This window comes from Ruegeria sp. CDSB086 (assembly GCF_059611065.1).
The window spans coordinates 38,156-61,256 of the sequence record NZ_JBXWOV010000001.1 but is presented as its reverse complement, the minus strand read 5'-3'; the positions used below and the strand labels follow the sequence as shown (position 1 = coordinate 61,256).

The 23,101-nt window shown below is 56.6% G+C and carries 18 protein-coding genes and 2 tRNA genes; 8 read left to right on the top strand and 12 right to left on the bottom strand.

Features of this window, described 5'->3' with window-relative positions; translation table 11 throughout:
* Positions 1–7 precede the first annotated feature (7 nt).
* Positions 8–82: transfer RNA gene (locus tag AC2FIO_RS00280), tRNA-Glu, on the top strand.
* 24 nt (positions 83–106) lie between these two features.
* A tRNA-Glu gene (locus tag AC2FIO_RS00275) sits at positions 107–181 on the top strand.
* A 10-nt stretch (positions 182–191) separates the two neighbouring features.
* On the opposite strand, the gene AC2FIO_RS00270 is transcribed toward AC2FIO_RS00275, so the two are convergent.
* The 8 genes from AC2FIO_RS00270 to AC2FIO_RS00235 form a co-directional block, all read right to left on the bottom strand.
* A complete protein-coding gene (locus AC2FIO_RS00270) occupies positions 192–2,033 on the bottom strand; it encodes a V-type ATP synthase subunit A (RefSeq protein ID WP_496694944.1) in 1,842 nt (613 codons plus the stop codon).
* Entirely contained in the window at positions 2,030–2,722 is a 693-nt protein-coding gene (locus tag AC2FIO_RS00265) for a hypothetical protein (RefSeq protein WP_496694942.1), read from the bottom strand. Before AC2FIO_RS00265 ends, AC2FIO_RS00270 begins: the two co-directional genes overlap by 4 nt.
* Position 2,723: 1 nt before the next feature.
* A complete protein-coding gene (locus AC2FIO_RS00260; RefSeq protein ID WP_282168614.1) occupies positions 2,724–3,401 on the bottom strand; it encodes a hypothetical protein in 678 nt (225 codons plus the stop codon).
* Positions 3,401–3,844 (bottom strand): ATP synthase subunit C, encoded by a 444-nt coding sequence (locus AC2FIO_RS00255; RefSeq protein ID WP_496694940.1) that lies wholly within the window; start codon positions 3,842–3,844, stop codon positions 3,401–3,403. Before AC2FIO_RS00255 ends, AC2FIO_RS00260 begins: the two co-directional genes overlap by 1 nt.
* Positions 3,841–5,637, bottom strand: a complete 1,797-nt coding sequence (locus tag AC2FIO_RS00250; RefSeq protein ID WP_282168615.1) for a V-type ATP synthase subunit I — start codon at positions 5,635–5,637, stop codon at positions 3,841–3,843. Before AC2FIO_RS00250 ends, AC2FIO_RS00255 begins: the two co-directional genes overlap by 4 nt.
* Positions 5,634–6,239, bottom strand: a complete 606-nt coding sequence (locus AC2FIO_RS00245; protein ID WP_496694937.1) for a V-type ATP synthase subunit D — start codon at positions 6,237–6,239, stop codon at positions 5,634–5,636. Before AC2FIO_RS00245 ends, AC2FIO_RS00250 begins: the two co-directional genes overlap by 4 nt.
* Positions 6,217–7,578: a V-type ATP synthase subunit B gene (locus AC2FIO_RS00240; RefSeq protein WP_109311955.1), complete on the bottom strand. Its 1,362-nt coding sequence runs from the start codon at positions 7,576–7,578 to the stop codon at positions 6,217–6,219. The genes AC2FIO_RS00245 and AC2FIO_RS00240 overlap by 23 nt, the downstream gene beginning before the upstream one ends.
* Before the next feature lie 190 nt (positions 7,579–7,768).
* Positions 7,769–9,172, bottom strand: a complete 1,404-nt coding sequence (locus AC2FIO_RS00235; RefSeq protein ID WP_282168617.1) for an MATE family efflux transporter — start codon at positions 9,170–9,172, stop codon at positions 7,769–7,771.
* Between the two features lie 265 nt (positions 9,173–9,437).
* Here AC2FIO_RS00235 and AC2FIO_RS00230 point away from each other — a divergent pair, with 265 nt between their 5' ends.
* From AC2FIO_RS00230 to AC2FIO_RS00210, 5 genes are all read left to right on the top strand, one after another.
* Positions 9,438–10,850, top strand: coding sequence for a GMC oxidoreductase (locus tag AC2FIO_RS00230; protein WP_496694935.1), 1,413 nt, complete (start codon positions 9,438–9,440; stop codon positions 10,848–10,850).
* Positions 10,847–11,278: a hypothetical protein gene (locus AC2FIO_RS00225; RefSeq protein ID WP_282168619.1), complete on the top strand. Its 432-nt coding sequence runs from the start codon at positions 10,847–10,849 to the stop codon at positions 11,276–11,278. The genes AC2FIO_RS00230 and AC2FIO_RS00225 overlap by 4 nt, the downstream gene beginning before the upstream one ends.
* A 290-nt stretch (positions 11,279–11,568) precedes the next feature.
* Entirely contained in the window at positions 11,569–13,491 is a 1,923-nt protein-coding gene (locus AC2FIO_RS00220; protein ID WP_109311954.1) for a DUF3604 domain-containing protein, read from the top strand.
* 76 nt (positions 13,492–13,567) lie between these two features.
* The gene (locus AC2FIO_RS00215) at positions 13,568–14,398 is read left to right on the top strand and encodes a peptidyl-prolyl cis-trans isomerase (RefSeq protein WP_496694932.1); all 831 of its coding nucleotides are present in this window, start codon (positions 13,568–13,570) and stop codon (positions 14,396–14,398) included.
* Positions 14,395–15,396 carry a HupE/UreJ family protein gene (locus tag AC2FIO_RS00210; protein WP_496694930.1) on the top strand — a complete coding sequence of 334 codons (1,002 nt, stop codon included), beginning with the start codon at positions 14,395–14,397 and terminating at the stop codon, positions 15,394–15,396. Before AC2FIO_RS00215 ends, AC2FIO_RS00210 begins: the two co-directional genes overlap by 4 nt.
* A 13-nt stretch (positions 15,397–15,409) precedes the next feature.
* Here the strand turns inward: AC2FIO_RS00210 and AC2FIO_RS00205 are convergent, their stop codons facing one another.
* Complete coding sequence (locus tag AC2FIO_RS00205; RefSeq protein WP_496694928.1) at positions 15,410–18,517, bottom strand: ATP-binding protein; 3,108 nt, start codon at positions 18,515–18,517, stop codon at positions 15,410–15,412.
* Positions 18,518–18,723: 206 nt separating this feature from the next.
* Between AC2FIO_RS00205 and AC2FIO_RS00200 the strand changes: the two genes are divergently transcribed.
* Positions 18,724–20,148 carry a serine hydrolase domain-containing protein gene (locus AC2FIO_RS00200; RefSeq protein ID WP_496694926.1) on the top strand — a complete coding sequence of 475 codons (1,425 nt, stop codon included), beginning with the start codon at positions 18,724–18,726 and terminating at the stop codon, positions 20,146–20,148.
* 31 nt (positions 20,149–20,179) lie between these two features.
* On the opposite strand, the gene AC2FIO_RS00195 is transcribed toward AC2FIO_RS00200, so the two are convergent.
* From AC2FIO_RS00195 to AC2FIO_RS00185, 3 genes are all read right to left on the bottom strand, one after another.
* On the bottom strand, positions 20,180–20,962 hold the full coding sequence (locus AC2FIO_RS00195) for a COG3904 family protein (RefSeq protein WP_496694924.1): 783 nt from the start codon (positions 20,960–20,962) through the stop codon (positions 20,180–20,182).
* Entirely contained in the window at positions 20,959–22,239 is a 1,281-nt protein-coding gene (locus tag AC2FIO_RS00190; protein WP_496694922.1) for a hypothetical protein, read from the bottom strand. Before AC2FIO_RS00190 ends, AC2FIO_RS00195 begins: the two co-directional genes overlap by 4 nt.
* 129 nt (positions 22,240–22,368) lie before the next feature.
* A complete protein-coding gene (locus AC2FIO_RS00185) occupies positions 22,369–23,037 on the bottom strand; it encodes a TetR/AcrR family transcriptional regulator (protein ID WP_496694920.1) in 669 nt (222 codons plus the stop codon).
* Between the last annotated feature and the right edge of the window lie 64 nt (positions 23,038–23,101).

The window sequence follows — 23,101 nt, the reverse complement described above, 5'->3', positions numbered from 1 at the left end:
CCAGCGTGGCCCGTTCGTCTATCGGTTAGGACGCCAGGTTTTCAACCTGGAAAGAGGGGTTCGATTCCCCTACGGGCTACCACTTGTGCTAATGCCACTACCAGATGGCCCGTTCGTCTATCGGTTAGGACGCCAGGTTTTCAACCTGGAAAGAGGGGTTCGATTCCCCTACGGGCTACCATTTCCCTGACCTACACTCCAAATTTTTCACTGCTCAGGTCCTGTATCTGCACCCACAGCGATTTGAATTCCGGTGTGTTTTCCGCGGCGTAGTGGAAGTTCTTCATAAGACCTGTGAGCTGGGTGAACACCTGACGCACTTCACCCTTATCTTCGAATTCCGCAGTTGATTGCGTAACATCATAGATCAGCTTGAACGTCATCTTCTGGCGCTCCAGCGGAACGGTTGCATCGACTTTGTCAAAGGCATCCTGCTGTAGGTACACCATGTCCACGAACAGCGCTTTTTGCTGCGTGACGAAGTCCTCGATGGTGACACCTTCTTCGCCGGTCACCTGCATCATCTGGTCGACCTGTTCGCCTTTTTCAATCAGGGCCAGTAGATCGCGCACCTTGCCTGTCCAACCGGGCTCAGCGTTCTTGTCGTACCAATCCGAGAGCTGATCGGTGTATCGCGACCAGCTAAGCATTGGGTCAACCGCAGGATAGAACCGTTTATAAGCCCGTTCCGAGGACAGCCCCAGAAAGCACTTCACGGTAGACAGCGTGGACTGCGTCACAGGCTCGTCAAAATTGCCACCCGCTGGTGAAACCGTTCCAATCAGCGTCAGACTACCCAGATCGCCATCATTGGTCCTCATCGCCCCTGCGCGCTCGTACAGGCCCTTGATCGAGCTTTCCAGATAGGCAGGGAAGCCCTCTTCACCGGGGATTTCCTCCAGCTTGCCTGAGGTCTCGCGCATGGCTTGAGCCCAGCGGCTGGTGCTGTCAGCGATCAACAGCACGTCATAGCCCATCTGGCGGTAATACTCGCCCAGGGTGATGCCGGTGAAGATCGAAGCCTCACGTGCCGCTACAGGCATGGAAGAGGTGTTACATATGATGATTGTCCGGTCCATCAGACTGCCGCCCGACATCGGGTCGGTCATCTTGGGGAATTCGTGGATCGTTTCCACCACCTCGCCCGCACGCTCACCGCAGGCCACCACGATCACGATATCCACTTTGGAGTTCCGCGTGATCAGGTTTTGCAGCACGGTTTTGCCCGCACCGAACGGGCCGGGAATACAGGCCGTGCCACCGCGCGCTATGGGGAAGAACGTGTCGATCAGGCGTTGCGAGGTCAGCACGGGTTCCGTTGGGTACAACCGTTCCGACAGGGCGCGTTTCAGGATGGTTTCAGGTAACGGTCGTCGTACCGGCCACTTTTGGCACAGGGTCAGCGTGTGCTCCCCACCCTGCTCGTCTTCAAGACGCGCGACAATCTCGTGGATCGAGGCTGCACCTTTCTGTACCCACACAACATTGTAGTCGCCGACCCAGTTGAAAGGCAGCATGATTTTGTGGGTAAACCGGCCTTCGGGAACAGTACCGATGCTGTCGCCGCCCTTGACCATATCGCCAACTTTGACTGTGGGAGTGAAAGACCATTTTGCCTGATCATCCAGCGGCGCCACATCCGCCCCGCGCGGCAGGAAAGTCCCGAACTCGGCCGCAACCTTGGTCAAAGGCGATTGCAGGCCGTCAAAGACCTGCCCCAAAAGCCCCGGCCCAAGTTCGACCGAAAGCAGCTGTCCTGACTGTTCAACCGGATCACCAACCGCTACGCCGTCCGTGCTTTCGTAGACCTGAACGTCGGCAGTATCGCCGCGCACGCGCAGCACCTCAGCCTTTAGGCGTTCCTGACGCCCGCCCGGGCCCGGACGGGTAGGAAGGATGAACACGACCTCGTTCTTGACCAGTTGTCCCGGAACGCCGGCGGCGTCTTGGTTGGCCTGAATTTTCACAAGCCCTTCCTGGACAGAGACAACGCGGGCGGTTGCGGTTTGAACCGAAGATGTTTGGGCAGTCATGCGCTTACTCTCTCAAAATCGAAATCTGCGACATTGCTCATGGCTTGCTGGGCCAGCTTCTCAAATCTTGCGGCCGCATTCTGCGCGTTGCTTTGCGCCCAGCGATCGAAAATGTTCCAGATCAAGACATAGATGGCCACGGCCTCAAAATCGAACAGGTGACGGGCGGCGTGTCGTTTCAGTTGCTTATGGCTGACTGACAGCAGCAGTCGTTCCAGACCCAAGGGGTCCTCGGCCTCAAGCAACTGGCGTGCTTCCTTGATCCACGGCATCGCCGTGGACAGACGGAAATCCGGGTCACCCCAATTGGCGGGGATGTGACGGCTCCAACGTCCAAACCCATACGCACCGGACAGCGGATTGCCACCCTGCCCGCGCAGGCGCAGTGCTGCAACAACAGTACGCAGGTCCATCCGTTCAAGGAACAGGCGGCGCAAGGATGGTTGCGGGATTTCGGCCAACGCTTGTTTGCACCTCAATACAGCCTGCGCGTCAGTGACATCCATGTCATATGCGCTCCAGTTCAGAGCATGCTCCATAACCTTCAGAACCTTAGCGTCTTCGAACGTCAGCGCCTTGAGGCGACGGTCCAGCCGCAGCCGCGACAGCGGAGGTTGTTTGGCCACGAACAACCGCTCAGAGCCCGGCAGGCTGCTGATCAGGGCGATATAGGCGTCTTGGTCAGACATCTCAGCGGATCACACCTTCCAGCACGGCGCGAAACCGGGGCTGCAGATGCTCCATCAGCAACGAGGCGACCGCCTTGTCTGTTAGATCAAGTACAACGCCCTGATCTTCGGCCCGCACGCGGATACCACCCTGCGCGTCATCCGATGCATGCAGCTCTACCTGTTCACGCAACATGTCGGCTGTCAGGCCGAGGACGTATTTGGTCAGCTTACCGGATTGAATGTCATCGGCGTTCTGCTTGATGTCTTCTTGCGTTGCGACTTTGGCGGGCAGAATAACCTGCACCTTGCCATCCAGATTGACGCCTTCGGATTCGCGGCCGACGACCTCCAAAATCATCTGTTTCAGCAGGCCCGGCTCAGCCATTTCCTTGGTCACCAGACGTTCGACATCTTCGCGAAAGCGGTCGGTCAATCCACCCTTCATGGTCAAAACCGCATCACGCATGGCGGTGTTAAGCGCCTCTTCTCCAGCAGCGCGATATTTGTCGGAATCGGTGCGTGCCTTTTTTTGATAGTCGTCCGCCTCGCGTTTGGCATCCGCCAGAATTTTGGCGGCTTCGGCCTTGGCTTCAGTGCGCAGTTTTTCGGCGTCGGCCTGACCAGCAGCCACGCCATCATTGCGCAGCTTATCGATCAAGGCATCCACGCCATGAGAAATCATGCCATCCTGTGCCATCAACTGATCCCCGCACTGATGACAAGGGCAAAGACAAAGGCGAACACGCCAAACCCTTCGATGATCGCTGCCGGGGCAAGCGCCAGGCCAAAGATCTCGGGCTTTTCCCTGGTGGCGTTGATCGCCGCAGCACAGGCCCGACCCTGCCAGATCCCGCAATACATCAATGCGATGCCCGACAGGATACCAATCCCGAACAAACCGCCCGCGTTTTCAGGCGTCACCTCGCGGTTTAGGGTAAACATGATGACGATGCCATAAATCACCATCGTCGAAGGAAAGGCCGAAACGCCGACAAAGCGGCCATAGCCGCCGTCGGTTTCCGTCATGGCCCCAATACTGGCCATGCCCGCGATCGAGCATCCGACGGCGCTGGCGGCTGCGCCCAGCGCCATGGGCGCGTAGATGCCAAGCCAACCCAATGTCAAAACAAGCTCATTCATTCCTGAACCTCCTTGCGGGCGAACGGTCGAAAGACAATGCCTTCGTCCGGCAGACCCCATTTAAAGAATTCGATGTAATTGAGACGCAAACCGTGGACGACGCCGCTCATCATGGCGAGCGCGAAGTTGAGAATATGGCCGATGATCAGGATCAGCAAGGCGAACAGAACGCCCACCCCCTTGAGCGAATGCATGACTGAAACCGCCAAATCGTTGAACGTGATCGCCAGTGAGGCCGAGGCCAGACCCAACGCAAACAGGCGCATGTAGCTTAGCACATCGCCAAATGCGCCCATGGCCCCGGCAAGGCTTTGCAGCCCTTCGATCAGACGCCAAACCCAGTCGGTGGGCTTATTAATGACCCGCTCGCTTGAGAACCAGACGATGGCCAGCGCACCGATCCCAATAAATGCCGCGCCCGGCACCGGAGAATTACCTTTCATGTAGCTGAGCCACAGAACGAACCCGCCAATCAGCGCAGCGATCCAGCCCAGATTGGCGATGGCCTTCCGGTGCCCCCATGCCGCCCGTGCGGCAAGCGCATTGGCCAGTACCAAATGCAAAACGCCAACGACAATCGAGACCATCATCATCGCACCGAAATTGTTCAGGTCGAGCAATTTGAGCTTGGACCAGAACGACCCCTCGGCTGGCGACACGCCGAAATAACTGCCGACGAGGACGCCATACAGGATTGTTGCGCTGGAAATGATCACCCCAAATCGTCGCCAGGATCGTTCACCCGGTGTTGCATCAAGCCGCTTCCAGAATAGTAAAAGGCCCAACAGGATAATCGCGCCGTATCCCGCGTCGGCTACAATCATTGCGAAGAAGACCGCAAATGAAACGGCGACGATGACACTGGGGTCCCAGTCCTTGTAACCCGGCACTTGATAAAACAGCGCCAAGTCCACGGCAGCACTGCGCTTTTCTGGTTGTTCCAACAAAGTAGGCGGGCTGTCTTCGGGGCCGGGTTCTTCGATCAGCACAGCGGCATCCTTAGCGTTTGCCATGTCCAGAACCGCATCTATACGATCCTCGGGCACCCAGCCCTGAAGGGCAAACATCGCCTCTTCGTCGCGCACCTTTTGCGTGGCATGGGCCAGCTCAGCCGCGCTTTCGGCAACCGAAAGGTTCCGGCGCATCAGTGTTAGGTATCGGGTTTGCGCAACGCGTTCAGCCTCAAGCGCTTCGATCGCGATCTCGGCTTCTTCCAGTTGTGCCTCAAGCTCGTGAATGGGCAATGATCCGGTGTGCGTGCGCGGAACCGGAAGGATATCGTCATCCGGCTCATCTGGCACAATCAGTACGGCGTAGATGAACCTATGGTCCTGCTCGAGTATGGCCCAGGGTATATCCAAGGCCTCCAACGCATCGCGATACTTCAGTGGCAGTTGATAAAACCACAACCGGTTCCCCGCTAAAACATCGTCGGGTGGAAAATCCAAGTCCCCCCAAGGGCGAACCTGCGCGATCCGGTTGGCCAGAAAATCCCTTTGGTCCGTCATGTCACGGGTCCGTTGCATCAGGTCCAGCACATCCTTGACGAACTGCTCCATTTCAAAACCGGGGTCGCGTTGTATCTGGCGGCGCGGTTCGGACACGTCATGCAGGAATCGCAGCGCCTTATAGGCATTGCGCGCGCCGCGCTCACTGATCTTTTCCGGCTCAGCGGGTGGCGAAGCCAGCGGCAGGACGTGCATGCAGCCCAGATTCTGCAGCGCCTCAAGGGTCGCAGCCTTCTGGCCTGCTTGCCCGACCAGCGACAGTTTTTTGAGCCTCGCAACACTCACGACACAGCCTCCTGCGCATGTTTGCGTTTCGAGATTTTCGAGCGCACGACGGCCTGCATCTGCTCATCACTCAGATAGATGCGGATTTTCTTGATGTTGGCTTTGGCGCGCGGGATCAGAACCTTTTCGAACAGATTGACACGCTGGGTGATGGTGGCCACAGCCCTATCGAATATCTTCACCCGCTCTTCGGCCACTTTGACCCGTAGACGCGCCTCGATCATATCGTGCAGCAACCGGGCCGCCGCATCGACCCAATGAGGTTTGGCCAGATAGGAATACGGACGCACCGCAACCTCAATCCGGTCCAGCGCAGGCATCTTAACCCCCACGACGTTGACCTCTTTGACTTTGTAGTCTTTCAGCTCGACCAACCCGTCCAGATCAATGCCTTGCTGCGCCAGCATCGGCAGTTTTTCTCCAACCTTTTGCGCCAGTTCCTGCACCTCATCCTGAAGGCGCTGCACATCTTCGCGCGCCTTCGCGCGCTCTGCCATCAATTGCTGACGCTTAAGGTCCAGCGATGGCAGGAACCGCTCATAGCTTTTCAGCTGCGTCTGCTCGCGCGCGAGCGACGATTTATTCAGCTGCAACCGCGCCATCGGCATCCTTTGGAAAATACTTGTCGATCAGGGCCTGCTTCATCAGTAGCTGCCCAGGTGCGAAACACTCGGCCAGAGTTTTCCACCCCAAATCCAGCGCATCTTCCAGCGGGATTGAAACGTTGATGTCCATGAAACGGGTCTTGAACAGGTCGCCAAACTTCAGCAGCTGATGGTCATAATCCGACAGGTCAAAGGCCATCGCCTGTTTCTGCGCGGCGTCTCGGCTTTCGGAATAGAACCGGATCATGGTGTTCATGATCTGCCCGTGATCCTCGCGCGTTGTCTTGCCAATCACGTTCTGCTTGAGGCGCGAGAGACTGCCGAACGGGTCAATCACGCCCGAATGCAGATAGATCTGCCCTTCGGTGATATAGCCCGTGTTATCCGGCACTGGATGGGTCACGTCATTGCCCGGCATCGTTGTCACGGTCAGCACAGTGACCGATCCGCCCTTGGCATAGTCACAGGCTTTTTCGTACCGGCGGGCCAGTTGGGAATAGAGGTCCCCCATGTATCCACGCTGCGAGGGTACGCGTTCCTGGCTGATCCCGACCTCTTTCATCGCATCGGCGTAGGCGGTCATATCGGTCAGCAGGACCAGAACGCGCTTGCCTTCTTCTACCGCGAATTTTTCGGCCACGGCCAGTGCCATATCGGGTACCAGCAGCCGTTCGACCAGCGGATCCATCGCCTGATTGACGAACATCACTGTTCGGGAAAACACGCCCGCATCCTCGAAGGACGTCCTGAAGGTAAAGTAGTCGTCAAAGATCAACCCTAGCCCGCCGAACACCACGATATCCGCGTCCGCCTGAACACCAATTCTGCTGAGGAACGCGTTGAACGGCTCACCCGAGACGGAAAAAATCGGGATTTTCTGACTTTCGACCAGTGTGTTGAACACGTCGATCATCGGCACGTCCGTCCGGATCATCTTGTTGGGCACGGCGCGTTCCGCCGGGTTCACGGTTGGCCCGCCAATATCCACGCGCGGCTCAGACGACAGGTCAGGTCCACCATCAATAGATACACCCGCGCCGTCAAAAACGCGGCCCAGTATGTTCTGGGAATATGGCGTCTGCATCGGGTGGCCCAGGAACGTCGCCGTCGCCTCGGTCGAGATGCCCTTGGTGCCGGAAAACACCTGCAGGGTGACAACATCCCGGTCAATAAAAATGGCCTGCGCCAGTGTCTTGTGGCCGTCCACGGTTTCGATTACGGCCAGATCATTGAAACGCACTGCTGCGTCAGTCGATCCGTCCAGAGGCACCCTGACTTTGATCGTGTCTCCGACAATCTCAAGAACACGCGTGTACTTCAAAAGACTTCCGGACATTGCTCATCCTCGGTCGTTAAAGGTGCTATTTAAATCAACGCCCCGAAACAACTTGGCGTTTTTTGCAATCATAAGTTCAGCTTACAACGAATTCATGAATTGGCAAATGAGGATGCCTTGGCTGCAAAAAAGGAGACAAAAGTCGCTTCTGGTGACCAAAAATCATTGGTGTTCCAGCGCCCGGGACAGTTCACCACCCCCTGCGCCCAAACAGGGATTGCAGCCGGCTTTGCCCGGCAAATGGGTCGATCTCTGTTGGCGCAGTCAGGCCCGAGACAACGCCGCGCACCATTACCCAGCAGATTGCAGCAAATATCACACCGCCCAGCGCCTGCCCCAACAACACACCTGGAGCGCCAGCCAAATAGGCCCCGGCGACCGCAAAGGGCCACGTGCCCAGCGTATGTCTCCCCCAGTTAACCCACGTGGAATAAATGGGATAGCCAAGGTTGTTGAAGCTTGCATTCGCAACAAAGATCACACCGTTGAAGAACGACGCCAGGGCCAACGGCCCGCAGAACAGATAGATCAGCGCCCGCGTCTCGCCTTGGGCCTGAAACAAGTCGGCGATGGGGGCACGCAGGACGAACAGCACCGCCGCCATCAGAACCACATAGACGGCGGTGAATTTTACGCCTGCCAGGAATGCACCCTTCACCCGACCATATTGCCCTGCCCCAAAGTTCTGCCCCACGATCGGGCCTATGGCCCCGGACAGTGCAAACACGACGGAAAAGGCAACAGGCATCAGCCGTCCTATTACGGCCATGCCTGCCACGGCATCGGTGCCAAACTGCGCAACCTCACGGATCACGATGGCGTTGCCGACCGGCGTGGCGACATTGGTCAGAACCGCCGGTATCGCAATCGCCCGCACCGGCTGGAGGTCTTCCCTCAAGTGCCTCAGCGACGGTCGCGCAAATCCACGGTGCACGCGCACGGCGGGCCGGACCGCTGCTATCAGCATACAGATACGCGCAATGACCGAGGCAATCGCCGCCCCATCCAGGCCAAGACCAACAGCAAAGATCAGGATCGGATCCAAAATTGCGTTTGCCAGCCCGCCGTAAATCGTAGCCTGCATGGACCGGCGCGCATCACCGTGCGCACGCAACACAGCCATACCCGTCATTGCCGCAGCCATCACCCACATGGTCGGCAGAATGATGCTGACATACCGTGCGGCCAATTGCAGAACCTCACCCTGCGCGCCCAGCAAAGACAGCAGAAACTTGATATTAATCATGACCATGGCAGACACAATCAATCCCATCAGAATACCAAGAAGGGCAACGCTGGTTCCGAATTGCCGGGCTTTTTCGGGCCGCCCGGCCCCCAACTCGCGGGCGACAAGAGCCCCGGCTGCGATGGACAGCCCCACATTGATCGAGTTGGTGAAAAACAAAAGCGTGCCCGCATAGCCGACCGCTGCGGCCAACGCGTCGTTGCCCAGCATCGAGATGAACACCATGTCCACGAAATCCACGGCAAAGATTGCCATAAGACCAATGCTGGTGGTCAGCGACATTCGGGTCACGTGCCGCATCAAACTGCCGGTCAAAAAGACAGCCATGCCCTTGGATTGTTGTGTCATTGGCTGGTCCGTCCCTTTGCCCTCACCAGCAATCTGCCCGTGATGGGCACCAATCAGCAACCTCAAACCGCATCTGCGCGCGCCGGAGTCGCCCAATGTTTATTCAATTTGCGAATTAGGCCGCCTTTGCCCATCAATGATCATAGCCCTATCGGCCAGTTGACTTGCGCGCGGCCATTTTCATGCCATACTATGCAGAATTGTTATTCTACGCTGATTTTCAGCCACTTGTTTGTTTGATGAGTAAAAAGGTCAACCTGTTGTCATGCAGCGCGTATCTTTAGACGAAGCCAGCTCTCGTGAATGGGACGTGATAATCGCAGGATCCAGTTTCTCAGCGATGTTCTTCGGTCATGGGCTTCCGCCGGACCTGAATGTGTTGTTCGTCGAAAAGGGCGATGAATACACTCATTCAGACCAGATCGAAAACGGCCCCGCGGTTCAAGAAGCTTTTACACAAAGAAACACGTCCGGGCTGAAAAAAAATTGGCTCGCCTACACTCTACTTGGTGGAAACTCGAATTACTGGTGGGGCAATGTACCCAGGTTCCATCCAAACGACTTTGCCCTGAACAGCAAGTTTGGTGTCGGTATTGACTGGCCTATTAGTTACGATGATCTCGAACCTTATTGGGAACGTGTCGAAGATATCATCGAAGTTGCCGGCGGTCAGTCACAGGATATTCTTCCACGCCGAAAGCCATTTCCCTACCCCGCACATACTCCTTCGCGTGCTGATGCTGCTTTACAGGAATCTTCGCCCCTATGGGTACCTGCATCCAACGCGACGTCAAACGGCGGTTCACGACCAACGTGCTGTGCAAACGGGGTATGTCGGACGTGTCCTATCGACTCCAAATTTACCGTATTGAACAGTTTCGACAAACTCACCCATCCTGGTTCGCACTACCTACTTGGCACCGAAGTGAGGGCGGTAGATATCGAAGGCGGACGCGCACGCGGTATTCGCGTCAAAAGTAACGATGGCAATGAAGTGCGCCTTCGCGCCGACACAGTTGCGCTGGGTACCAATGCAATATTCAACGCAGCCATTTTGAAACGCTCGGACGTTCGCAATGACGCGCTAGGACGGTACCTTCACGAACAAGCGGCAGTGAAAGTCCTAGTGGACACAGCCAAACTAAAGGCTTTTTTTGGTGGCACATCGGAAACCGGACTTGGCTATCATTTTTACCATGACGTAGATCGTAGAACGTCCGCAGCGGTGCTCATCGAAACCATAAACGCACCTGTATCGATCCGAAAAGAACCCGGCAAATGGGCAAACCGTATTAACCTGCGCCTAGCAGTTGAAGATCTTCCCATCGCCGAAAACCGCGTCATTTTGGAAGATGATGAACCAGTCATCGAATGGACTGGATATTCCGACTATGCCAAACGCGGTATAGAGCGAGTAAAGACTGGTCTGCCCGACATAATTCCGGACACAATCGAACATCTGTGGTTTTCAGACATTCTGCCATCTGACGCTCATATCCAGGGCACGCACCGGATGGGCGTTTCCGCCGAAGACTCAGTCGTTGACGACAGGCTGCGCCTACATTCCGCACCCAACGTCTTTGTACTTGGCTCGGGTGCATTCCCCACCTGTTCGCCCGCCAACCCGTCGCTGACAATCTCGGCGCTGGCGCTTCGCGCATCGGAGGCGGTTACATGAAGTTTTCCCGTCGCAAGGTAATCGCGTTAGGTGCAGGGGTCGTCGGCCTTGGCCTGGCATATCGGGGGATCAAAGGGCATGGCATCGCAGCGCATGCGCTGGAGGTGATCCGCGACGTCTACGGCCCCGAGATCGCCGATGATCCGGTAGCACATGAATTTGCACAGGCGTACGAGGATTTCGTCCTTGAGAAAGGTACGCAAGGTCAGGTGTTGGATGTGGTTTACTGGACCGGTCTTCAGGACGTTCCTTTTGTAGACGAAAGGCTCGGCCGGATAAAAGACAGCGTCGTGGACAAGTTTGCGACCTCAACTAATGTGATCCTTGCTACCGAACTCGGCAAGCCACTGGAATTCGTTGCCTTGTTCGATCCATTTCTCAACTCCTGCCAGAACCAACTGGGCGCGCAGGGGTATACCCTGGCGTGATCGCACCACAGTTTCCGATGCGGTATGCGACGGTTCGGGCCTGCAAGCATAAACCACAAAACCGGCGTGGATACTTCTGTTTCGCTACAACTTTCGGGGCGACCTTACCCGTATTCGAGCTGTATTTGAGTTGGTTATCCAAGCACCCCCACCCGCAAAAGGCACCGGCCTGCGCTGGATGCAGGTCCCATGGTAGAAAAATCAGTACAAAAGTTCGTCCAATACATTATAAGAAATGAATATACTGAATTTACGATATTCGATTTGCGCGACGACCTGGGGAGGATTCAATGCTTCGACTTACAACCTGTTTGATCTCTTTGCTGACATTACCATCACTTGTATGGGCAGACGCGGTCCCCAGCAAAGAGGCTGCCGAGGGCACCTTTGCCGACCGCCCATATTCGCCTTACGCCAACCGATCATTTCCTGAACGGCCACTCTGGGGTGACACACACCTGCACACCGGTTTGTCGCTGGATGCGGGCGCATTCGGAAACACCTTGCTTCCTGATGAGGCATGGCGGTTCGCAAAGGGGGAACAAGTTATTTCGTCAACCGGTCAGGCCGTCAGGCTGGCGCGGCCCCTGGATTGGATGGTGCTGACGGATCATACTGATTTGATGGGTTTCGCCCCGGACCTGCAGGCCGGTAAACCTGGCGTTATTGGTGACCCAAAAGGCTTGGAGTGGTACGAGGGATACAAAGCAGGCGGTGAAGAAGCCGGGAAAGCGGCCTTCGACATTATTACAAATTTCTCTCAAATGACCCTGCCGGAAATCCTACTTGAGTCATACAGCCCAGGCGCGGACGCATTCGCATTTACATGGGAAAACATCGTTATGGCAGCGGAACGGCACAACGACCCCGGCAATTTCACCGCCTTTATTGGGTTTGAATGGACGTCCGTTCCCAAGGGGTTCAACCTGCACCGCAATGTCATGCTACGTGACGGACCAATTCGGGCACTGCAAATGGTGCCACCCGTGACTCAGCCTCCTTACGGCGACACCGACCCCAAGGCGCTTTATGCGTGGCTTGAAGAATATCAGGGTAAAACCGGCGGTCGCGCGGTTGCTTTTGCACATAACGGCAACCTGTCAAATGGCTGGATGTTCCCCACTGAGGATACTTATCACGGCGGCAAGGTAGACGAAGAATACGTGCAGAACCGCGCCAAGTGGGAGCCGCATTATGAGGTCACCCAAATCAAAGGCGACGGAGAAGCACACCCCTTCCTAAGCCCGGAAGACGAATTTGCGGACTATGAAAACTGGGACGTCGGCAACCTCGACATTACCGAGCTGAAAACAGAGGACATGCTGGCCGGTGAATATGCCAGAGAAGCCTTGAAACGTGGCCTGATGCTGGAAGAAAAATTCGGGGTGAACCCTTATAAGTTCGGAATGGGTGGGGCAACAGACAGCCACACATCGCTGGCAACAGCTGAAGAGGACAACTTTTTCGGAAAATCCGTCAGCGTTGAACCGTCGGCCACAAGAATCCAGCACCCCTTCATCGCCAATGATCTTGGCGAAATCCCCGGCGACCTTCTTGTCGCATCTGGTTACACTGCCGTCTGGGCCACCGAGAACACGCGTTCCGCGATCTTTGATGCTTTCAAACGGCGTGAAACCTATGCCACGACTGGTCCTCGGATCGGTCTGCGGTTCTTTGGTGGATGGGAATTTGACGAAGCAGATCTTGAGACCCGGTTCCTTGCGGACGTTGGCTACACCAAAGGCGTTCCGATGGGCTCGGACTTACGCCCTAACGAAGGTGATGGAGCGCCTTCATTCCTGATTGCAGCGCTACGCGATCCGGTTGGGGCCAATCTGGACCGGGTACAGGTCGTAAAAGGGTGGCTCGATGGCGAAGGAGAGTTGCACGAGAAAGTCTACGACGTTGCATGGTCGGATGACCGGGCTGCTGATGAAAACGGCAAAGTCCCGGCTGTCGGCAACACCGTCGATATCGAAACCGCCAGCTGGAGTAACACGATTGGAACCGCCGAGCTTGTGTCGGTTTGGGCCGATCCAGACTTTGATCCAAATGCGCGGGCCTTCTACTATGTCCGGGCGCTTGAAATCCCCACACCCCGTTGGGTCCTGTACGACAAGGTCCGGTTCGGTATTGAATTGCCGGAAGAGGCGCAGCTGATCCATCAAGAGCGCGCGTATTCGTCGCCAATCTGGTATACACCTAGCGAATAACCGATCAATACACTAAAGACATTGCCGGGCGGTCAACCCCGCCCGGCAATATTGCGACACGACATTGAGAACCCTCATGCAAATTCTAAAACAGCCTTTATTTCACTTCATTTTGATCGGGGTTGCCATTTTCGCTTGGTTTGCATGGGTTTCCCCGCAACAGGACGTCGTTGAAGAAACCGACACGATCACAGTCGATGGTAACGATGTCGCCCTTCTGAAAACACGTTTCCAAAACAGCTGGAACCGCCCACCGACGGAAGACGAGTTACAGGCCCTGATAGACGGGGCGATCCGCGAAGAAGTTCTTGTGCGCGAAGCACGCAAGCTGGGGCTGGATCAAGGTGATCAGGTCATCCGCGCACGCCTGGCGCAGAAGATGGATTTTCTGACTGACGCAATCGCAGCTTCGATCGAACCCGAGCCCGAAGTGTTGCAGACCTTTCTGAACGAGAATCCGGAACGGTTTACCAAACCGGCACAGATTGCTTTTGATCAGATCTACCTGAACGAGAACGCCGATCCGGATGCCATCGAACGCACGATCGAGGCTGCAAACACTCAGCAGGACTGGAGCAGCATCGGAGCGACAACTTTGCTTCCAAAGTCGATGCCCCTGACGGTAGTGCGCGCGGTGGACGCAAACTTTGGCACTGGCTTTTCGGCGGCTCTGAATTCGTTGGAGCCAGGCAACTGGTCCGGCCCAGTCCGATCCGCATATGGCATCCACGTCGTTCGCGTTACAGACAAACAAGACCCCATATTGCCAAAGCTGGAAGATATCCGCGATACCGTTTTACTGGAATGGCGCCGCGAAGCCGGGTCGGACCTAGCGCAGGCGCAATATGAAAGCCTGGCGTCGAATTACCAGGTCGAAACACCCGACATGGACAAGTCGGTCGAATGAAGCGGCTCTTTTGCCTGTTATTCTCGGGCTGGCTGATGGTCGCCGCACAAGCGGGACATGCACATGCACTTGACCCCGGTTATTTGGACCTGCGGCAATTGGCCAGCAACACCTGGCAAGTGCTATGGCGCAAGCCTGATGTGAATGGCCGCCCCATGGGTATCGATGCCATATTACCCGCTCACTGTGCCCAAAACCGAGGACCCGAGCCACGGTCCGACGGAACGGCTTGGATCGCGACCTGGGTTCTTGAATGCGAGGACGATATCGCCGGTCACACCATCACCATTGAAGGGCTGGAGCAACAACGAAACGACGTTCTGCTGCGCATCCAACCCATCTCGTCGGAACCATCCACTTTTCGGTTCACGCCCGAGACGCCTGCTTTGATCATACCAGAACAGCCAACGACCTGGTCGGTTCTGAGCAGTTATTTCCGCCTTGGGTTCGAACATATTCTGGAAGGTTGGGATCACCTTCTGTTTGTTTTTGCCTTGTTTGTGCTGGTGCGCGATCCATGGCGGTTGGTCGGGGCGGTGACCGCCTTTACCGTCGCGCATTCCATTACGCTGGCGCTTGCCACTCTGGGCGTGCTGAACGTGCCCGGCCCTCCGGTCGAAGCCGTGATCGCCTTGTCAATCGTGTTCCTCGCTCTGGAAATCCTCAACCGAAAAGATGGTGAGCTGCGCCTGTCCGAACAATATCCCTGGATCGTCTGCTTTTGCTTCGGGCTGTTGCACGGGCTGGGATTTGCCGGCGCGCTGGCCGATATTGGAGTTCCAACTGAGGATATCTTCGCCGCACTGCTGGCCTTCAACATTGGGGTCGAGGCCGGGCAACTTTTGTTTATTGCCGGACTGTCGGCCCTGATCTTGGTGTGGCGCCTTACGCTGCCCACAATTTCCCAAAGGGCTGGCGTAGTCGCCGTACCCGTCACAGGATATGCCATCGGCTGCGTGTCGATGTACTGGTTGGTTGAACGCGTCAGCGGGTTTTAGATTGGAGCGACCGCTACTTCGCGGCCTCTTGCTGCTGCAGTAAACGCGCCTGAACCCGGTCCGTTTCCACCTGAGCCCAGCCTTCGTTGGTTAGTTTCTGGTGCTTGCGTGCCTCGAACAATACCTGCTGGGCACCCTCGGGTTCACCGGCTTTCAAAATCAGCTCGGCGATTAAAGTCAAAAGGAACGGTTTGTAGTTCCCCGCACCGCTGTCCCACCAGGCCTCGGCCGCCTGACGTACCGCGCTGATGTTGTTAAAGGTCGGCACATCATAAGCAGTCGCCCAACTGCGCCACAGATTGGCAGTAACAGTCATGAAGGTAAACGAGTGCCTCTCGGACACCTCTTCAAGCTGTTGAGCGGCTTTCAAAACATGATCCGGTTCACGACGCAAAGTATGCAACATGCAAAGATAGGTCAGCGCCTGGGCGATACTGTGGGCATGCTTTAGGTCCTTGGCGGCATCGACGGCCCTTCGCTGGATATCAACGGCTCGGTCAGGATCGCCTTTCAACCACAGCGCCATGCTCAAAAAACACGACGTTATCGCTGCGTGGTCGGATCCGTAGACATAAGCAAGCCGTCCATGCAGATCGGGTTGATAGAGGTCCAGCGCCAACTGTAGATGTTCATGCGCCGCGTCCAGATCACCGATATGCAGCAAAACCGCCCCCATCGCGCGATGGGCAATCATGACATGATGCGCCTCGTCAGACTGACCTGCCAGATCGAGGATTTGCCGCGCCGCGTCCTTCGCCAAATCGTATTCGGCCCGCACCAAATGGAACGAATAAAGGCCATTGAGAACAGGAAACAGGTTCTCGGTCTCGTCCAGCCGATTGCACAGCTTTCGAATTCGGGCATAGACAGCGCCCGTTTCGTCGGCGGCAATGCCGGCCGTCGAACGGGTCACGCCCGCGCGAAGCACTTGAATCTCGACCTCTTTGCGGTCGCGTTCAACGGTGCTTTCCAATTCGTGCAACTGCTGTATTGCATGTCCCAGCTGGGTCACCGCTTCGACATTCGCAGAGCGCTTGGCTGCGCGTTGGCCTGCAAGGTGCCACTGTTCGATGGCCTCGCGGGGCATTTTCGCCATGGTGTAGTGGTGCGCCAGAACTTCGGGGCCTGCATCTGCGTGACTATGCGTTCCGTGATGCAAGGCCTCTGCTACGCGCGCATGCAACCCGCGGCGTTCGCTTTTCAGGAGGCTGTTATAAGCCGTGTCACGAATAAGAGCGTGACGGTAGGCAAATGTCTCTTCTGCCTTTTTCTGCGTAACGGTCACAATGCCCGCGTCGACCAGCAGATCCAGACCCGCGCGCAACGCCTTATCTCCAAACCCGGACACGCCGGAAATCAATTGATAGGTGAAATGCGGACCGATCACGGAACCGATTTGTGCGACTTCTTTCGCCGAACTCAAACGGTCCAATCGCGCCATCAACGCATCCTGTAACGTGCTGGGGACCAAAGGCGCGGGACCGGGCGCGCCATCCAACCCAAGTGCATCTGCCCGATCGGCCAATTGACCAGATTCCAGCAAATCCTTTGTCACCTCTTCAACATAGAGGGGAATACCGTTCGTCCGCCCCGCGATCACGCCGAACATTTCGGGCGAGATCGGCTTATCCCCAGCCACCTGATGAACAATCTCGCGGACCTGCGCGAAATCCAACTGCCGGAGAGGGACATGAGTGACGTTGGGCTTGGCGGCCCAATCCGGATCAAAAGCCGTCCGGTACGTCATGACGATCAGAACCGGTACTTCCTGAATTCTGTCCACGATCCGGTCAAGCAAGGTTTTCGTCGTCGGATCAATCCAATGCGCGTCTTCAATGAGGCACAGTATGGGCTTTCGCGCGGCCCGTGCAATAAGCTGACCGGCTAACATGTCCAGGGTCTGATCCATGACTTGCTGTGGTGTCAGATCCAGCGAACCAAGTTGGTCTTCGAATGGGACAGACAAAAGTGCCGCTGCCAGCTTCACGCTGTGGTCAGGCGGATCTTCCAGATGTTTGGCAATTTTCCTGAGCCGGACACTTCCTGTATCTTCAACACGCAGGTCCGCAGCGTTTTCAATCTGACGGATCACAGGGTAGAGCGCACTTGTCTCATGATATGGTGAGCACTGAAACCGCACTTGCAACGCTTCTGCCTTGGCAACACCCAAACGCAGCTCTTCGATCAAGCGGGATTTACCGATACCTGCTTCGCCGGATACCAATGCGACCTGCCCCTGGCCTGCCCGGGCCAGCGCCAATTTGCTGCGCAGAATGTCAAACTCCGGGTCGCGTCCAATCAACGGGCGCAACGCGGTATTGTCCGTCGTCATGAACCGGCTGATCGTCTCTCGTGTTCCTGTGACCTGCCAGGCCTCAACTTCTTTCGCGAAGCCTTTGAGTTTGAACGCACCGCGCAAAACATACTCGAACGCGTCGCCTGCCAGTTGGTGCGTGGTCGGAGCGACGATCAGAGTGCCCGGATCGGCCATAGCCTGAAGGCGCGCTGCCAGGTTTGGCGTTTCGCCCATGGCGGTGCCGTCTTCGAACATGTTTTCACCGCGCAGGTCGCCGACAACGACCAACCCCGTCGCGATCCCTATCCGCACTTCGAGCTTTGCGTGGGTCCGAACTTCCGGCATTTCCTCAATGATCCTCAGCGCCGCACGTATCGCGCGTTCGGGGTCATCCTCATGCGCATGCGGAAAGCCGAAAAAGACCATAATGCCATCGCCATAATAACTTGCGATATGGCCGTCATACGCAGCCACAGCCGCCGCGCAGGTTTCCTTGAACAGGCGCAGAACCTCGGCCAGATCCTCGGGGTCCAAGCGCTGCGCGATCTCGGTGGATCCGACGAGGTCGATGAACATGACAGTCAACTGCCGCCGTTCGGCAACGATTGTCGGGCTGAGGGTCGAATGTAGTGACGGAACGCCAGCCCCGGATTGTTCGCGCAAGGCTTTTGCAAACCGTCGCCTTGGCCCAAGCGGCAGTCCAATTGCGACAAGATCGTCTTCTGTCAGCTCAGGCAGATCACCCACCACTATTTCATGACGGGCGAAGGCCTCGGCGTATTTTGACAGGCCGTTTTTTTCCAGCCAGATCTCGATTTCAGACATGCAATCGTTTCACTTGCGTCCATCCAAACAGGGCTCATTCAAGCGAACGTTCCCTGATTGCGCCCAGGATATCGGAATTGCCGGTTCAGTTACCGGCGTGACCGACAGGGCTTGTCACCATCAAGGACGACCCCAAGGCTTTGGTCAAGTGAAACGAAAAAGGCGGGTCCACAGTTGAAATTGGCCGGAACCTACGCGACGGAATGGTGGCAACCAAAGACGATACGCTCTTAACTCGGACGAAATCCGGAGACAAACGGGAGGGGGCCGGCACGACCGGTTCAGAAAGTCGATTGATCATCAAAGCGCTGAAAATCATCGCAGGCACGCTTATTCTGGGTGTCGTCGCAATTGTGGGCTATCTGCTGATCGCCCCGCCTGACCTATTGAAGGTGGGAACAAACTATTCGGCCAAGATCGTCTGTTCCAACGTCTTCATTGCCGGGCGCGACCCGGAAGACGTTCTGACCGTCGATGTTCAGGCCCCGGGGCACCCACTGCTCAAGCAGATCTCGATCGACGTGGACGCTGAAGCCCAAACCGTGACGGCACGGATTTTCCGGTTTTTTGCCCCCGCGACCTCGCAATATCGCGAGGGGCTTGGCTGCACCAATGTCCATGACGCGACGCTCAGCGACGCGACCCTGACCACGATCGAGCCCTTGCCCACTGGAATCTGGCCCGTCGGTACCGAAGTTCAACTGTCACAAGACCCTGAAATCGCGCGTATCCTGGCGGATAGCACACTTCTGGGCGAAGGATACCGCGCCGTGGTTGTCGTGCGGGATGGGCGTATCGTTGGCGAGACCTATGCGGAGGGGTTTGACGAAAACACGCCTTTGCTTGGGTGGTCGATGACCAAGACAGTTACTGCGGGCTTGATCGGTACCCTGATCGAATCTGGCCAGATGTCTCTGGAGGATACGCTGACCGACAGTTATTCGGACTGGGCACAGGACGGACGCAAAAACATCACCCTTAAGGACATGCTGGCCATGTCCAGTGGCCTGCAATGGAATGAGGAATATGGCGACGTCTCGGACGTGACCAAGATGCTGTATCTTAATGATGACATGGCAGGTTTTGTCTCGGGCCGCCCGGCGGAAAGTGAGATTGGGGCGGATTTCAACTACTCTTCGGGGACAACCACAGCCCTGTCGCGCGTCTGGCAGGACAAACTGACCGATGGCAGTCTGACCTATCCGCAAGAGGCTCTGTTCGAACCATTGGGCATGGCATCCGTCGTGCTCGAGACCGATGCGGCGGACACATTTGTCGGGTCCAGCTATATGTATGCCACTGCGCGCGACTGGGCGCGTTTTGGGCAACTTCTATTGCAGAAAGGCGAATGGAACGACCAACAAATCCTGCCCGAGGGTTTTACGGACTGGATGTTTGAGCCGGTTGCCGCATCTGACGGAATGTACGCCAAAGGTCATCTGTGGCTGGACTCTCCGGGTGGGTTACCACCCTATGAAGATGCCGTCTGGCTTCAGGGGCATGACGGGCAGTTTATCGGCGTATTTCCATCCCATGACATGGTCGTTGTGCGGCTGGGTCTGACACCATCCCGGCACGGATATTCCTCGTTGCGGCTGGCCGAGGCGCTTATCTCTGTCTTGCAGGATTGATAAGAAGGACCCGCGCGTCGGGTCCTTTTTGCTATTCCAGAATTTGCGTTGCAATACCGGTGCTTGTCAGCTCATCTTCTACCAGGGCATAGATCTGATCCGGCGGCGTGTTCAGAGAATACAACATCAATGCAGGATCGACACCCATGTCGATCAGATGCTGCATCGTCTCGCCCTGCCCCTTTTGGATGCTTTCAACGGCAAAGACCACGGGGATCAGGCGCGGTTGGTCATAATAATGCTGATGAAGTCCGACAATGCCTTGCAGTGACACGATACGCGCGACCCCACCTGCCAGAATATATGGACAGGCGGACATGCAGACCGCGCCGGGCAGTACGGCCGATGACAACCCGGCCTCGTGTATCTGCGCGCCGATCAACAAAGCTTCGGACACTTGGCCGCCCGGGCTGTGCAGCGCGATCAGGTCGGGTTGTTCTTGCATCTCGGACAAATAAGTATCGAACCGATCAGCATCACCTGTTTCGATCTGACCGCTCACCAGAAGGACCCGCCCCAGATCACCGGCTTGTTTTTCAGTAAATTCCAACCGCGTGGGAAAGCTCTGAGGCACCGGCACATCCAGCGGTTGGTCCTGCGGCAACAGCGACGGATCGGTGCGGTCGGTGCGGTACTCGCGCCGCTGATCCCCAGGTGAGATGGGGCCGGTCGGCAATTCAACCCTTGGCTTAAACGGGTTGGAGACAACGTCGGCCACATCCGACAGGATCAGAATACCTGCGATCACCAGCTGGAACACCAGCACGTATCGCAGCCCCCTGCGCACATCAATTCGGGACAGGAAGCCCATCATGTTTCGTCTTTTTTCGGCGCGGCGCGATCCAGAATTGCGGCATCTGCGACGCCCATCGTTGCCTCGACATCTTTCATCGCATTCATGGCCGCGCGCAGGTCAGACAGCGTTAGCGTATCCTCAATGCTCATACCGTCCTTCCCGCTTCGGATGGCGGCTTGGGTGATCGCCAGCACGAACACAAGAACGGCGGGCAGCAGGTCGATTGCGATGGCTCCGGCCCAGGACGGCACAAAGTTGTGCGCATACTTGATCACCGCATCTGCACTGGAAATGGGATTATAAGCCGTCTCAATTGGCGGCTCGATCTCCAGAACCTCTTCAGCAGCGGTCCGAAGGGTTTTGCCACGCTGATCAAGTGCGTTCAGGACCGAGTTGATGGTCGATGACTGGGCATCGCGCACCTCGGAACTGCGCCCATCAAGTTCGGGCAGCACGACCGACGACGGCAAATCCCCGGCAGCGCGCGCAACAAGCGGCGCCACGTTGTATTGGTTCAGACGCGAAATCACGCCGGCCAGCTTGACGCTTTCTTCGGAAAACTGAACCGACCGGCGATCAACCGGCCCCGGGGCAACGGTAAGCTCACGCATTCGGGCGAGGATTTCGTTGCCCTGCTGGAACGCATCTTCGATCAGCGGCTGTTGATTGGCGATCTGCTCTTCCAGATTGCGCAGCTCTTCGGCCTTTTGGGTCAGCACGCGAAACACTGCTCCACGGCCCGCCGTGCCCGAAAGATCACCGGATTGCTCCAGCTCGGCCAGTTCTTCGAAACTTTGACGCGCGCGTTCGACCTCGCGCCCCAGCGCCTGACCGCTGAGTGCAATGTCGTGCGCCTGCTCAAGCGCCGCCTGGTAGTCGCGCACGGTGTTTTCAAGGTGCTGTTCGACCGCAGCCGCGCCGGCCAGGGCAGCAGCGTTAAGCCAGCTGGACATGGCGATGATTGCAACCGATCCAACGATCGTCGAGATCGTCAGGCCTATGAAACCGCTGGCCGTGCGCATCGACGGCAGTAAGCGCAGCATATAGCTCCAGAACACAAAGATGCCGACGGACACTGCGATCGAATAGGCGACCGCTGCGAAGAAGGTCACCGCGCCATTGTCTTCCAGCAATGATGAAACGCCAAGGTAAGTGTAAATACCTGAGGCTATGGCCAAAACACCCAAAGCGGCGGGCGTGAACGTGTCCAACCACGCTAGATGCGCCTCAAGCTCTTTGGCCGTCCGCAGACCCCTCGCCTCCTCCGCGGTCAGGCGGTCCCTTTTCTCTGTCATGTCACCCCACGCTCCAAATCGTTAATCTTTGTTAATCACTAGATAATAACGCACGGGACCATTTGATATGGTCCTATGCGTAACTTCAAGTTGAGCGGGTTGGGGCGAAGCTGTTTGATGGTCGCTGGATTACCCGGACGGATCCAAAACACCGGTGAGCCCAGCATGACAGAACTGCAACAGGTTCCGGATTGCACCCTCGGCGTCGCGTTTTTGGTCAGGGCCGGAAAGTGCCCTGATCCGCCATTCCGACGTGCACAACGCCAGCATGGACGACACCGAAAAAACCAGCGCCCCGGCAACGTTCGCCGGGTCGGCCTCGGGGTATTTTGTGCACAGCTTGTGAACGACCAGCGAGGCGACGGGATCAAAATGGGTTTTCGCCAGCGCATGCCAACGCGCATCAGCGGAAACGATCGCCACAATGCGCGCATAGGCCAGCCATTGTGGATCATTACTGAATGCGCGGGTCAACAACGGCCTCATGAAGGCTGACATCAGGTCCGCGGCGTCCCAATCGCCGCACTCCTCCAATCGGCTGATGGTTTCACGGCGCTCTTGCGATAGTTCACTGGCGCGACGCGCAACGATGCGTTCAAAAAGCTCATCCTTTGGACCGCCGTGAAAGTTCACGTTGGCCTTCTGAACCTGCGCCCGCTCGGCGATGTCGCGAATCGAGGCACCGTCGAATCCCTGCTCGGCAAAGACCAGTTCCGCAGCGTCAAGAATACGCTCCCGTGCCGCAATGGATCGCTGCGAAGGTGCTCTTTTTCTTTCTTTTACAGCGTGTTGTGCCATTTCAAAAACTAATTTGCCTTATTTCGAACGATCGTTCAAGATAAATAATGTCGCAGGAGGAGAA